The 13,051-nt window shown below is 70.3% G+C and carries 10 protein-coding genes; 4 read left to right on the top strand and 6 right to left on the bottom strand.

The window, feature by feature from the left end:
- Positions 1 to 100: 100 nt before the first annotated feature.
- The 4 genes from QHF85_RS10670 to QHF85_RS10655 form a co-directional block, all read right to left on the bottom strand.
- A complete protein-coding gene (locus QHF85_RS10670; RefSeq protein ID WP_281327013.1) occupies positions 101 to 2,410 on the bottom strand; it encodes a protein kinase in 2,310 nt (769 codons plus the stop codon).
- A gap of 252 nt (positions 2,411 to 2,662) precedes the next feature.
- Positions 2,663 to 3,205, bottom strand: coding sequence for a hypothetical protein (locus tag QHF85_RS10665; RefSeq protein WP_281327012.1), 543 nt, complete (start codon positions 3,203 to 3,205; stop codon positions 2,663 to 2,665).
- Between the two features lie 398 nt (positions 3,206 to 3,603).
- Positions 3,604 to 4,314 carry a hypothetical protein gene (locus QHF85_RS10660; protein ID WP_281327011.1) on the bottom strand — a complete coding sequence of 237 codons (711 nt, stop codon included), beginning with the start codon at positions 4,312 to 4,314 and terminating at the stop codon, positions 3,604 to 3,606.
- Between the two features lie 69 nt (positions 4,315 to 4,383).
- Positions 4,384 to 7,113: a serine/threonine-protein kinase gene (locus QHF85_RS10655; protein WP_281327010.1), complete on the bottom strand. Its 2,730-nt coding sequence runs from the start codon at positions 7,111 to 7,113 to the stop codon at positions 4,384 to 4,386.
- 159 nt (positions 7,114 to 7,272) lie between these two features.
- Between QHF85_RS10655 and QHF85_RS10650 the strand changes: the two genes are divergently transcribed.
- From QHF85_RS10650 to QHF85_RS10635, 4 genes are all read left to right on the top strand, one after another.
- A complete protein-coding gene (locus tag QHF85_RS10650) occupies positions 7,273 to 7,905 on the top strand; it encodes a sigma-70 family RNA polymerase sigma factor (RefSeq protein WP_281327009.1) in 633 nt (210 codons plus the stop codon).
- Between the two features lie 167 nt (positions 7,906 to 8,072).
- Positions 8,073 to 9,434, top strand: coding sequence for an argininosuccinate synthase (gene argG, locus QHF85_RS10645; RefSeq protein WP_281327008.1), 1,362 nt, complete (start codon positions 8,073 to 8,075; stop codon positions 9,432 to 9,434).
- Between the two features lie 58 nt (positions 9,435 to 9,492).
- Positions 9,493 to 10,845 (top strand): serine/threonine-protein kinase, encoded by a 1,353-nt coding sequence (locus QHF85_RS10640; protein ID WP_281327007.1) that lies wholly within the window; start codon positions 9,493 to 9,495, stop codon positions 10,843 to 10,845.
- Positions 10,842 to 11,078 (top strand): DUF6210 family protein, encoded by a 237-nt coding sequence (locus tag QHF85_RS10635; RefSeq protein ID WP_281327006.1) that lies wholly within the window; start codon positions 10,842 to 10,844, stop codon positions 11,076 to 11,078. The genes QHF85_RS10640 and QHF85_RS10635 overlap by 4 nt, the downstream gene beginning before the upstream one ends.
- A 3-nt stretch (positions 11,079 to 11,081) precedes the next feature.
- Here QHF85_RS10635 and QHF85_RS10630 read toward each other — a convergent pair whose 3' ends face one another.
- A complete protein-coding gene (locus tag QHF85_RS10630; protein ID WP_281327005.1) occupies positions 11,082 to 11,486 on the bottom strand; it encodes an STAS/SEC14 domain-containing protein in 405 nt (134 codons plus the stop codon).
- A gap of 176 nt (positions 11,487 to 11,662) precedes the next feature.
- Complete coding sequence (locus QHF85_RS10625) at positions 11,663 to 13,039, bottom strand: flavin monoamine oxidase family protein (RefSeq protein WP_281327004.1); 1,377 nt, start codon at positions 13,037 to 13,039, stop codon at positions 11,663 to 11,665.
- Positions 13,040 to 13,051 lie beyond the last annotated feature (12 nt).

The raw sequence follows: 13,051 nt of genomic DNA, 5'->3' as shown, positions 1-13,051 counted from the left end.
AGCGGCTCGAGGCTAGGGAGGCCGAGCGAGGCGTACACTGTACGTCGAGCGAGGCCGCCCGACGCGTCGAGCCGCGCAGCAGCCTGTAGAACACCCTCTCTCAGCCGCCGATGGGCTCCGCCGACTCGGCGTCCTCGATGCGGATGTCGGGCGAGGGCAGCTCGAGCTCCTCGCAGGCGAGGACGGCTTCGAGCTTGATCGGGTTCGCGATCGTGGGGGTTTGTCCGACCGTGAGGGCCTCGACGACGGCGCCGAGGGTCCAGCGGCCGAGGGAGGAGAGGCGCACGTCGTCGCCGTGGACCTGGAGCACGTCGCGCAGGTCCTCGTGCTGCTGGAGGAGCGCGTCGGCGTCGGGGCCGAGCACCATGCGCGCTGTGCGGACGACGCGGCGGAGCACGCTGTTCCAGGCGGTCATCGTCTCCTCGTCGGCGACGTCGTCGAGGATGTCGAGGCCGACGGGAAGGCGCGCGAGGCGCTCGATGTAGCGGTGGAGCAAGGGGCCGCGCAGCAGTCGTCCGTGCTGCGGGGCGATGATCTCGACCGGCGGATCGAGGGCGCGGATCGCGTCCATGGCGCGGGTGAGGACGCGGTTCGTCGGCATGTACGTCTGGTGAAACGCGCGGATGCCGGCCCAGTCGCTCTCGTCGGCCCAGAGCCCGCGCGCCTCGATCGGCGTGAGGCCGCCGAAGAGGTCGCCGGTGAAGAGCACGCGCGTCTCCGGGTCGTAGAGCATCACGGCGCCGCGGAAGTGGCAGAACGGGCTCGGGACGGGGAGCATCGTGTGGCCCGTGGGCACGTCGAAGCCGCGGGGAAAACGGGCCGTGTCGACGTAGCGCTCGGGCGGCAGGTTGAAGTGCACGATGAGGCGCCACGTCGCCTCGGAGCAGACGATCGCGGCGCCGGGCGCGTAACGGGCCGAGATCACCGCGGCGCTCGAGCCGACGTCCGGGTCCTGGTGGTTGATGTACAGCGCGGAGAGCTTGTTCATCCCGCCGATGAGCGTGCCGATCTTGGCCGAGACGACGGCGAAGTCGGAGCTCGATCCGGGGTCGACGAGCAGGTGGAACGGTCCCGCCTGTTCGAAGCCCGGCTTCGGGCGGAAGATGCGAAGGTAGGGGTTCGCGTGGAAGATGCTCTTCGGGTCGCGCTTGCCGACCCAGAACGTGTCCTTCGCGATCTCGATGGGGGAGACCACCTCGGGCCGATCGAGCGGCTGGGCAGGCGTGGCGCGGTGTCCGCCCGGCGGGCTCCCGGCGGGGGAGAGGGGGCCGCTCGTGCCGCGCGAGGGCAGGAGCTGGGCGACCGGCGTCGGCGGGCGGGCGGCGGGGGGCGCGTGAGGCACGTGAGGCGCGTGAGGCGCGAACGGCGCCGTGTCCGGCGGCGTGGGCAACGTGGGCGGCTGCGTGCGCCTCATGTCGACCACGGCGATGGTGGCCGGCTCGGAGCTCGTGCCGACCCTCGGCTCCATCAGCGCTTTGCCGTGCAGGCGATGGGCGTCGGGCGTGTTTCCGGGCGAGATGCGCGTCGTCGGCTGCATCGCGTCGGCGACGGCGGCGCGCATCGAGGCGGCGTCCGGAAAGCGGTTCGCCTTGTCGAACTGCAGGGCCCGATCGACGAGGTCGATCACGGCGCGGGAGAGGCCGGGCGCGACGAGCCCGAGCGAGGTGGCGGGCTTCGTGGCGGCCATGATCAGGCTGCCGGTGAGGTTCTGGGCGTCGTGCACGAGGCGGCCGGAGAGCAGCGTGTACAGGGTCGCGCCGACGGCCCAGAGGTCGCTCGTGGCGTCGACCTCGTTCCAGTCGCCGCGGGCCTGCTCCGGGGACATGAAGCCCGGCGTGCCCATCGTCGTGCCGAAGCTCGTCACGATGCGGCCTTGCTGCACGGCGGGCTCGAGCGCGCGCGCGAGGCCGAAATCGAGGACCTTGATGATCCCGCTCTGCGTGAGGAAGACGTTCTCGGGCTTGAGATCGCGGTGCAGGATGCGCTTTTCGTGGGCGGAGACGAGCACGTCGAGCACGACGTGCGCGAGCGCGAGCACCTCGGGCGTGGGGAGTTTGCCGCCGCAGCGCTGGGCGATGCGGTCGTAGGTCTCGCCTTCGAGCAGCTCCATCACGAGGAAGGCGACGCCGTCGTCGGTCTCGTCGTCGTCGAGGATCCGGACGACGCCGGGGTGGCCGACGGCGTTCGCGGCATACCCCTCGTGATGGAACCGGGCGCGGATCGCGGGCTCGGCGGCGAGGTCCGGGTGGAGGACCTTCACGGCCGCGCGGTTCTTGTTGCGGTGCGTGGCCGCGTAGACGGCCGCCATGCCGCCCACGCCGAGCAGCACATCGAGCCGCCACTTCCCCTTCAAAAGCGTCCCGATGCGCGCCTCGGCGCGCTCTCGATTCGCCCGTTCCATGGCGATCATGCGGTCGTCTTCTCCACGGGATCCTCCCCGATGGGCATTGCGGAGAGCACCGGCGTCCGGAGAAAGTCAAGGTAACACGGACACATGCGCCGGGCGAGACGATAGCGATCGCAATGGTATGTCACACCATTGACGGTTGTTCGTCAAAAGGAGAAATGCGACTTTGGGAGGACGACCCGGGGCACGTGTCGTCGGACCATGGATGCAAACGCGCCCACCCCGCGAGAGGAGGTGGGCGCGTGAGGGGTCCGATCAGGCCTGGGCCACCGGCTCGTCGTCGTCGCTCTCGTCCGCGGCGTCATCCGCGCTCGGCACGACGCCCGTCCCGAGCTGCGACAGGATCTGCGTGCGCCACGAGATCAACGTCTGCGCGCGGCGGCCCGCGGTCGAATCCGACAGCCCGCTGAGCTTCACGATCTGCTTCGTGATCGCGTCCTGCGTGGGCGGCTTGTCGGAGAGGATCCCCGGGGCGATCGCGTCGATGATATCGCTGCCCTGGATCGACTTGCGGAACGTCTCGCGCTCCTCGGCGCTCCCGGCCGCGTCATTGCGGAGCGCCTTGCCGAGCTCGGTGGTCCCGAACCCGCCGCCCTCTTCCTCCGCGAGGAACCCGAGCACCCGAGCGGTGTGGAGTCCGTAGAGCACGTGGCGGGGGTTGATCCCGGTGCGGTCGGAGACGTCAGCCTTCGTTTTCGAGCCATCGGCGACCGCATCGATGATGCGGCGGACGTTTTCGAGGCTGTCTGCTTGCGGAATGTCTTTGCTTTCGAGGCGACGACGAGGAGCGGTCGGCATGTTGAGGGGACGGAGTCTACATGCAGACCGGCGACCTTTCCGCCAAAAATTTGCCCGAACGTGTCGAGCACGCGCGAAAGGGCCCCCGAGCCGCTGGAACCGCGTGACGAGCCTCCCGCCGTGGGGGCATGATCGAAGTTTTTTGGCGCAGCTGACGTGGTTTGGATTACGTCTCTCGCGGGGAAGCGAGGTCAGCGGACGGGGCGGGCCTTCGGCCGGGCGGACACGGCATCGCGCAGCGTGCAAACGAGCACATCGAGGCCGAGCGCGCCGCGCGGTGAGGCCGTCGCGCTGGTCCGGTTTGTCCTGCTGGAACCGCCGGTCACGCAAGCCCGAGCGCGCGTGAACGGAATGATTGGAGGACAAAGTTCATGCGCCGTCGTGAGCGACGACGCGCTTCACAACACGAGCGCAGGCCCGTTCGTCCGCGAGATCGACTCCCCGCCGACGAGGCGCAGGTCCCGCACGAACACCGCATCCGTGTCCGCCGCGTCCTGCCCGAGCACCACCGTCGTCCCCGTCTCGGTCCGCACGACGACCTGATCGAGCGGCGCGAGGAAGCTCCGCGCCTCGCTCGCCGAGACCACGCGCAGCCACGGCGCCGTGTCGGCCCCGCGCTTCGCGATCCACGCCGCGATCGGCGTCGCGGGGAGACCGGCAGGCAGCGCCGTGTAGACCCACGGCGCGTCCACGGGCACGCGGAAGCTCGTCTCCGAGGAGCCCGACACGATCCGCACGAGCCCCTCCGAGGGCACGAGCCCGAGCCGCACCGGCAGCTCGTTCGGCGCGCTGCTCGTCGCCGTGATCTCCGCGGCCACGATGCGGCCGCTCACGTCGAGCGTCACGTCCTCGACCACCTGCCGTTCGGCCCCGCTCGCCAGCATGAGGCGCATCTCGCCGTGCAGCTTCTCGGTGCCGTCCGGCCCGATCGAACGCCATGTTTGGCCCGTCGAACCGCGCTTGCCGGCGAAGACGAACGTCGACGTCTCCTCTCCTGCCCGCGCGAGGCCCTTCGCGTCGCCCGCGCCCGCGGGTGCGTCGCACGCGGTCGTGAGCGAGGCCGAGACGACGATCGATACGGCGGCAAACAACATCTCCGAAGTGCGCATCAGGCAGGCCCTCCGTCGGTCCGTTCATGGAGATCGACGTGGAAGGCCGGCGCGTGTGACGAAAAAAGTTCAGCGTGTACAGCCGAGCCGCGTCGACCGCTCGCGCGCCTCGTCCGCCGTCACGCTCCGCGGCCGCGCGTGCCCCCATCGATCGAGCACCGTCCGGTACGACGCACACGCGCCCCGTGTGTCCCCCGACGCTTCGAGCGCTTGTCCGAGCCACAGATGCGCGCGCGTGTGCGCCATCGGGAAGCTCAGCGCCGAGCAGCTCCCGGTCGCCTGCGTGAGCCATCGCTTCGCTTCTTCGAGCCGCCCGCCGAGCAGGAACGTGACGCCCGCCGACGCGCCCACCAGCGTGCCGGGTACGTACGGCGGCAGCGGCCCGTGCTCCGCGAGCGCCGCGAGCGCGTCGCGCGCGTCGTCCGCATGGATCGTCGTCGCCGCCCAGCCGTGGAGCCACAGGTAGCTGCGCGCCGCGGGCGTCGCGCGCGCCGACCACTCCGCGAGCCACGCGCGCCGCCGCGATGCGAGCCCCTCGCGCGTGATCACGCCTGCCCGCCGCGCCGTCACGAGCAGCGCGGGCGTCGCGTCGTTCGAAAGGGCCGAGTCCTCCGCGCTCGGATCCGGCTCCCACGCGCCTTGACGATCGAGATAGTCGAGCGCGACCGCGCCGGCCTCCGCGTTTTTCCCCGACTCGATCAAGAGCTCCGCGACGGCGCGCGCCGCGATCCCGTGATCGTTGCGCCGCGCGCTGCCGTCCGCTTGCTGTCCGAGGGTGCGCGCTTGTTCGAGCGCTGCCTCGAAGTCGCCGTAGAGCGCGGCCTTGCGCATCGCGCCCACGACGAGCACGCGGCTCCGCACGAGCTCCGCCGTGCCCTTCGGAAGCGCGTCCACTTGCTTGCCTGCGTGCCGCAGCGCCTCCTCCACCGTCGCGCTCGGCTCGCCCTGCGACGCGAGCGCGTCGGCGAGCAGCGGGTACGAGAGGTGCGCCTGCGCGCCGCGGGCGATCATCTGCCGCGCCGTCGACTCCATCGCGGCGCATCGACCGGCGTAGCCTTCGAGCCGCGCGCGGTACGACAGGCACGCCATCGCGTCCGGCGCGACCTCCAGGCATCGATCGATGGCCTTCTGCGCTTCGTCGAAGCGGCCGCGGTAGGCCTCGAACACGGCCAGCGAGCTGAGGGCCCGGGCGAACTGCGGATCGAGCTCGATCGCGCGCTTGAGGTGCTGGATGGCGGCCTGGAAGTCGTCGAAGTTGCCGCGGCCGAGCGCGAGGAAGTACCAGAGCTGCGCGTCGCCCGGGTGGTCCTTGATCATCGCCCCGAGCCTGCGGCTCGCCTCGGCCCAGTCCGCGGGCTCGCGCTGCACGACGGGCTCGATCGCGTCGAGCAGCGCGCGGTCCCGCGGCGAGAGCGCGTCGCTCTTCGTTCGCGCTTGCCGGAAGCTCTCGCGGACGCCGTCGAGGTGCTGCGCCATCCCGATCGCCGCGTACTGCACGTGAGCCGAGGCGAGCCCGGGATCGAGCGTGATCGCCCGCTGAAAATCCGGGCCCCACGAGCCGCCTGCGCGGAACGCTTCGAGCCCTGCGCGGTAGGCCGCGCGCGCCTCCTCGCTCCGCGACGCCGAGCTCGGCAGGTCCGTCGCCACCACCGGCGAGAGCGCGTTCGCAGTGGCGACCTGCGTGCTCGCCGAGGGTACGGAAGGCGGCGCCGCGGCCGTCTCCGCGCCGCGGAGCTTCGACGCTCCGATCGCCGCGACGAGCATCAGCACCAGCGCCGCGAGCGCGCCCGGGGCCAAGAGGCGCATCCTTTTCGGCTTCTCTTGCGCCTCGTGATCGAGCTCCTTCGCGATCGCCCCGGCGTTCTCGTACCGCGCGTGCGGCTGCTTTTGCAGGCACCGGAGCGCGACGCGCTCGAGCTCTGGATCGACGCCCGCGCGGATCGCCGACGGCGGCGTCGGCTCCGAGCCCTCGATCGACGCGAGCACCGCGGCCGCGTTTTTTCCGACGAACGGGCGTTTGCCCGTCAGCATCTCGTAGAGCATCACGCCGAACGAGAAGACGTCGCTTCGCGCGTCGACCGGTTTTCCGTGTGCTTGCTCGGGCGACATGTAGCTCGGCGTGCCGATGATCGCGCCGTCGGCCGTGGCCACCGTCACCGGGTCGATCTCCACGTGCGTCGCCTTCGCCAGCCCGAAATCGAGCAGGATCACGCGCCCGTCGCCCTCGATCATCACGTTCTCGGGCTTCATGTCCCGGTGCACGAGGCCGCGCCCGTGCGCCTTCGCGAGCGCGCGGGCGAGGTCTTTCGCGACGCGCCGCGCCTCGTCCGGAGGCAGCGCCGGCGCGTCCTTCGGCCTCGCGTCGATCCGCTCGCGCAGCGTCGATCCGCGCAGCCGCTCCATCGCGATGAACGCCCGGCCAGAGTCCTCGCCGACGTCGTAGATCGCCACGACCCCCGCGTGCACGAGCGCCGCGGCCGCGCGCGCCTCCCGCAAGAGCCGCCGTTTGCGCTCGTCGTCCTCCGACAGGAGCACCTTCAGCGCGACCTCGCGGCCGAGCGTCGGGTCCGTCGCGGCGAACACCACGCCCATCCCGCCGCGGCCGATCTCCTCGCGCACCACGAAGCGCCCCACGCGTTCGCCGGGGCGCGGCAACGTCGCCGGCGCGCTCGGCGCTCCTCGCGATGGAATCCGCGCGATCTTCGCCAGGAAGGGATCGGGCGTGATCGACCCCTCGCCGTCCTCGGACGAGGACGACAGCGACGCGTCGTCCTCGTCGTCGTCGACGTCCCGTCGCACTTCGTCCGTGCGTCCGGACAAGGGCTCGCCTGGCATGGACCGCCGCGAGCATACCATCCGGCAGCCCCGTTTCGCGCGGGAGAGCACTTCCCAAGCGACGGCCCGACGGGCAAGATGGAACGCCTGCGCGAAAAGCCCCGAGGCTCGCGCATCCCTCGCATGGAAGCGGACAAAAGGCGCACGATCGACGCAGACATCCGCCGCCTCGCGGAGGGCGGGGACATCGGCGCCGCCACGTCCGTCGCCTTGCGCGCCTACGGCCCGGAGATCTTCGAGTTCGTCGCCGCGCTCCACCGCAACGAGACCGACGCCTCGGAGGTGTTCTCCCTCTTCGCCGAGAAGCTTTGGAAGAGCCTGCCGAGCTTTCGCTGGGACGCCTCCTTCCGCACCTGGGCGTATGCCGTGGCGCGCACGTCGTCCCTCGATTTCCGCCGCGCGGAGAAGCGCCGCGCCGCGCGGGTCGTGCCCTTGCCGGAGGGCTCCGCGCTCTCGGCGATCGAGGCCGAGGTCCGCACGGTCACGCGCTCGTACCTCCGCACCGAGCGGCGCGATCGTTTCGCCGAGCTTCGGGCGCGCCTCCCGCCCGAGGAGCAAGAGCTCCTCATGTTGCGCGTCGATCGACAGCTCTCGTGGGACGACCTCGCCGTCGTGCTCCACGGCGAGGACGCGCCGCCGCTCGGGGCGGACGAGCGGAAACGAGCGGCCGCACGGCTTCGCAAGCGCTTCCAGCACCTCAAGGAAAAGCTCTACGAGATGGGGCGGCGTGAGGGGCTCGTCGGGGACGAGAACTAGAGCAGCGATTCATTCGCTGCTCTGTGAGGTCGCGCAGCGAGCTCGCCTCGGGGGGTGAATCGGCCGGGCTCCGCCTGGCCGAGAGGGGGACGCGAGGCGTCCCCCTCGGGACAAGACGCAAAAAGCTCTTTCGCGGCGCGTCGTGGCCTGCTATCGCACGCGGCGAGATGAGCCGTATCTACCGCACCCTTCCTCCGCCGGGCACCGCGCTCGGCATTGCGTTCTCCGGGGGCCTCGACACGCGCACGGCCGTGGCCTGGCTCTCGCGACAGGGCCTCCGCGTCCATTGTTATACCGCCGATCTCGGCCAGCCGGACGAGAAGACGCCGACGGACATCCCGCCCGTCGCGCTCTCGCACGGCGCCGTGGCGGCGCGGCTCGTCGATTGCCGCGAGTCCATGGCGCGCGAGGGCATCATCGCCATCCAGTGCGGCGCGTTCCACCTCTCGACCGCCGGTCGCAAATATTTCAATACCACGCCGCTCGGCCGCGCCGTCACCTCGACGGCCATCGTCCGGGCGATGCGCGAGGAGGGCGTGCACGTCTTCGGCGACGGCAGCACCCACAAGGGCAACGACATCCAGCGGTTTTACCGTTATGGCGTGCTCGTCGACCCCGAGCTCAAGATCTACAAGCCCTGGCTCGACCAGAAGTTCGTCGACGCCTTCGGCGGCCGCACCGAGATGGCGCAATACCTCGATTCGATCGGCATGCCGTACCCCATGGGCACCGAGAAGGCGTACAGCACCGACGCGAACGTCCTCGGCGCGACGCACGAGGCGAAGGACCTCGAGTTCCTCGACAAGGGCATGACGATCGTGAACCCGATCATGGGCGTGCCGTTCTGGCGCTCGGACGTGGCGATCGCCGAGGAGGAGATCACGGTCGAATACGCCGAGGGCGTGCCCGTCGCGCTGAACGGCGCTCGATTCTCGTCGCTCTTCTCCCTCGTCGTCGCGGCGAACGAGATCGGCGGCCGGCACGGGCTCGGGATGAGCGATCAGATCGAGAATCGCGTCATCGGCGCGAAGAGCCGTGGCATTTACGAGGCGCCCGGCATGGCGCTGCTCCACATCGCCTACGAGCGCCTGCTCTCGGCCACGCACAACGAGGACACGACCGACCTCTACGTCACGCTCGGCCGCCGGCTCGGCCGCCTGCTCTACGAGGGCAAGTGGTACGACCCCGAGGCGATGATGCTGAAGGAGTCGCTCGCCCGCTGGGTCGCGACGCCGATCAGCGGCATCGTGCGCCTCTCGCTCCGCCGCGGCGACGATTACTCGATCCTCGAGACCCGCGCCGAAAAGAGCGCGTACGCGCCCGAAAAACTCTCCATGGAGAAGACCGAGGGCGCGTTCACGCCCGAGGATCGCATCGGCGCCCTGGAAATCCAGAATCTTTCCGTCTCGGACAACCGCACGCTGCTCCTCCATTATGCCGAGCGACTCGGCCGCCTCACCGGCCCCTCGGCGTCGTCGTTCGGCGACGTCCTCGGCGAGGGGGAGGGCGGGCCGAAGCGGCTCTCCTGACGGCTGCGGGCGAAGCTTGTCGCCGCGCGGGCGCGTTGGTAGCGTCGTCTGTCCCGCCATGCTCCTCCAACGCCCCGCGCTCCTCGCCGCCGATGCCCTCTTCCACGGCCGTTATCGGGTGATCCGGCTGATCAAGTCCGGGGGCATGGGCGCGGTCTACGAGGTCGTCGACGAGAAGACCTCGAGCCGGCGCGCCCTCAAGGTCATGCTCCCGAATCTCGTGACGAGCGAGCAGGGACGCAAGCGCTTCGAGCTCGAAGCGCGGGCGACGGGCGCGATCGAGAGTGATCACATCGTTCGAATCCTCGACGTCGGCGTCGACGCGGGCACGGAGCTGCCTTTCCTCGTGATGGAGCTGCTCCGGGGCCGCGACCTCGGCGCGATCCTCGATCAGGGCGTACGAATGGCCGTCGAGGACGCGCTCCGTTATCTCGGCCAGATCGCGCTCGCCCTCGACAAGCTCCACGCCGCCGGCGTCGTGCATCGCGACCTCAAGCCCGAGAACATCTTCCTCTCGTGGCGCGACGACGGCGCGCCCTGCATCAAGGTCCTCGATTTCGGGGTCGTGAAGACGGTCGAGCCGGTCGTCACCGGCATCAGCACCCGCGGCATCCTCGGCACGCCGCTCTACATGGCGCCCGAGCAGGTCGAGGCCTCGCGCGACGTGGGCCCCGCCGCCGACATTTATGCGCTCGGCCAGCTCGCCTACGAATTCCTCGTCGGCGAGCCATACTGGGCCGAGGAGCTCGAGCGCGACGGCTCGCCCATCTTGCTCGCGGCCGACATCTCCGACGGGCCACGCGAATCGCCGGAGTCGCGGGCTCGGCGTCGCAAGCGCGTGGAGCTGCCTCTCGGCTTCGATCTCTGGTTCGCCACGGTGACGGCGAAATCGGTGGACGCGCGTTTTCCGCGGGCGACGGCGGCCATCGCGGCGCTCCTCGACCTCGTGCGTGAGAGCGCGCGCCCGCCGGAGGAGCAGGTTCCATCGGCCAAACCCAAATCTTCGGCCGCGGTGCCTCCGGCGCGCGAGGTCGCGAAAAAGGGGTTTCTCGTCACGGTCGATGGCGCGACGAACGTGGTCCGCGTCGACGTGTGGGGGTTCTGGGACGTCGGAGACGGCAAGGCGTACTGGGAGGAGTTCGAGCGCAAGACGAGGCCGCTCCTCGGCAAACCCTGGTACGTCCTGGCGAACATCTCGAATTTCCCGCCGCAGAAGCCCGACGTGAGCGCGTTCGTCGAGAAGACGATGACCCACGCGCGGGGCAACGGCCTCGTGCGCGCGGCAAATCTCGTCAGCAGCGCGCTCGGGCGCATGCAGATTCAACGGCTCTCGGTCGAGACGGGGCTGCCGCTCTATTCGTTCTTCACGACGGAGGGCGAGGCGCTCCGGTGGCTGCTCACGGGGAAATGAGGCGCCTGCCCACCGTCGAGCTCTGGCAAGGCGTCGGCTTCGGGGCGATTCTCTCCTTCCCGAGCGGGTGGGGGCTCTCCCGGTTCATCACCGTGGACCGTGCACGACTCGCGGATTCGCACGAGGCGTGGGTATGGGCGCTCGTCACGTCCGACGGGGACGACCTCGCCGGTTTCTCGGGGTTCGGCCCTTATCCGAGGCCAGCCGTGCTGACGTGGAGCAACTCGGATTGACGCTCAGGCGGCCTGCGCGCGCATCTCTTCGAGCCACGCGCGTGCCTTGGCCTGCGTCTCGAAGAAGCGGTGGGCGATCTTCGCGCCCGTGAGGGAGATCGTGGCGCGAATGATGAGATCGAGCACCACGCGAACGGGGGCCGGCGTGCCCACGTAGGCGACGAAATGCGGAGGGAGGTTCCGGGACCGATCACGCAGCTCGTGCCGGGTTCCGGGGCTGAACCCGTCTGCGTCGGAGATGTCGCACAGGATGCAGAGCCGGCCCCGCGCGAGCAATCGCTCGTCCGTCAGGCGCGTGAGCGTTCTCATCTCGCCGGGCAGGATCGGTCCATGGAACTCCATCACGAGGAGATCCTCGGGCTCGAATCGAACGTAGTGCCGGCCGACCCACGTCTCCTCGACGCTCATGGGCCGAGCGTGCCCGAACGTGGGCGCGGCGTCCAGTCGGCGTTCTTTCGCGCGGAACCAGCGATGTCGTTCCGGTCAGGATGCTTGCCCACGCGCGTTTGCGTCGGGCCGACGATTGTGACGGCGCGGCGACGAAGACGATTCCCTACATTTGCTGGATGCCTTGAAGGATCCGCCTAGCCGATCCCGCCCTCGAACCTCGCGCTCACCTCGCCGGCCGCTCGCTCGCCCGATTCGAGCGCCCCCTCCATGTAGCCCGTCCATTCCGTCGCCGTCTCGGTGCCCGCCCAGTGGATTCGCCCCACCGGCTCGCGGAGCGCGCGCCCGACGCCGGTCATCACGCCGGGCCCCATCACCCCGACGGGACAGCCGCGTGTCCATTCCTCGGTCGACCAGTCGAACTCGACGTATTCGCTCGGCCGGAGCGCCCGCTCGCCGAACATACGACCGAGGCTCCCGAGCACCACCGCGCGCCGCTCTTCCGGAGGCCTCTCCGAGAAGACGCGCGCCTTCTGTCCCACGACGAACCCGAGCAGCGAATGCACCGCGCCGTCGTGCGAGCCATTGTCGAACACGACCGACATCGGCCCCGTGCTCGTCACGGCCTCCCCCGAGAGGCCGGCCTCGCGCCAGAAAGGCCGGTCATAGACGGCAATGCATTTCACCGTGGAGCCCATCGGCATGCGTTGCGTGAGCTGATCCCGCACGACGGGCAAGAGCGGGCGGTATTCGATGCGCCCCGCGAGCGCCGGAGGGACGGAGACGATCGCGTAATGCGCCCGCACCGCGATCCCGTCCGAGGTCACGACGACGCCGCGCCCGTCCTGCTCGATGCGCCGGGTCGGCGCAGAGAGCACGACCGCGTCCCCGAGCCCCGCGGCGAGCCGGATCGAAAGCTCCTGCGCGCTGCCCACGAAGCGCCGCTCCTGCGCCCCGCCCTCGATTTCGACGAGGCGCATGAGCCCGCCGCCCGCGCGCAGGTACGCGAGGAAATACAGCATCGATATCTCGCGCGGCTCCGCGCCGAAGACCACCCGCACCGCCGCGTCGAACAGCTCGCGTACGTCGGCACGTGAAATGAGCTGCCGCGCGGCGGTTTCGAGCGTGTCCTCGTCCCACGCCGGCGCCTCCGCCGCGGCGAGCGGACGGCCCTCGGGCAGCCGCGCCGCGAGCGCGTCGAGCTTGCGCAGCGCGAGGTGCAGCGCGACGAGCCCCGGCACGGGAAGCGAGGGAATCGTCCCCGCATACGTCGAGACGCGCCCGTCCCGCAGCAATACTTTTTTTCCGGAATGGTACGTCGGAAACGTCGCGACCCCGAGCTCGGCGGCGAGGCGCCCCAAGCGGCGTTGCCCCGCGCCGAGCCATTGCCCCCCGAGGTCGAGGACACGGCCCCCGATCTCCCGGCCCAGCGTGCGCCCGCCGACGCGATCCCGCGCTTCGAGCACGACGACGCGTTTTCCCATGCGGGTCAGCGCGTCCGCCGCCGAGAGGCCCGCGAGGCCGGCGCCGACGATGACGACGTCGGCCTCGCGTTCTTTCTGGAAAGGGGCCATGGCCTCGCCGCT

This window comes from Polyangium sp. 6x1, from assembly GCF_029946515.1.
In the GTDB taxonomy this organism is placed as follows: Bacteria; Myxococcota_A; Polyangia; order Polyangiales; family Polyangiaceae; genus Polyangium.
Note: the sequence above shows the minus strand (reverse complement) of the source record. Positions and strands in the feature narration are given on the sequence as shown.

Bases quoted from the DNA above. Each gene is read 5' to 3' on its own strand.
- QHF85_RS10640 (WP_281327007.1), top strand. From the start codon at position 9,493: ATGCTCCTCCAACGCCCCGCGCTCCTCGCCGCCGATGCCCTCTTCCAC.
- argG (WP_281327008.1), top strand. From the start codon at position 8,073: ATGAGCCGTATCTACCGCACCCTTCCTCCGCCGGGCACCGCGCTCGGC.
- QHF85_RS10670 (WP_281327013.1), bottom strand. From the start codon at position 2,410: ATGATCGCCATGGAACGGGCGAATCGAGAGCGCGCCGAGGCGCGCATC.
- QHF85_RS10660 (WP_281327011.1), bottom strand. From the start codon at position 4,314: ATGCGCACTTCGGAGATGTTGTTTGCCGCCGTATCGATCGTCGTCTCG.
- QHF85_RS10665 (WP_281327012.1), bottom strand. From the start codon at position 3,205: ATGCCGACCGCTCCTCGTCGTCGCCTCGAAAGCAAAGACATTCCGCAA.
- QHF85_RS10630 (WP_281327005.1), bottom strand. From the start codon at position 11,486: ATGAGCGTCGAGGAGACGTGGGTCGGCCGGCACTACGTTCGATTCGAG.
- QHF85_RS10650 (WP_281327009.1), top strand. From the start codon at position 7,273: ATGGAAGCGGACAAAAGGCGCACGATCGACGCAGACATCCGCCGCCTC.
- QHF85_RS10635 (WP_281327006.1), top strand. From the start codon at position 10,842: ATGAGGCGCCTGCCCACCGTCGAGCTCTGGCAAGGCGTCGGCTTCGGG.
- QHF85_RS10625 (WP_281327004.1), bottom strand. From the start codon at position 13,039: ATGGCCCCTTTCCAGAAAGAACGCGAGGCCGACGTCGTCATCGTCGGC.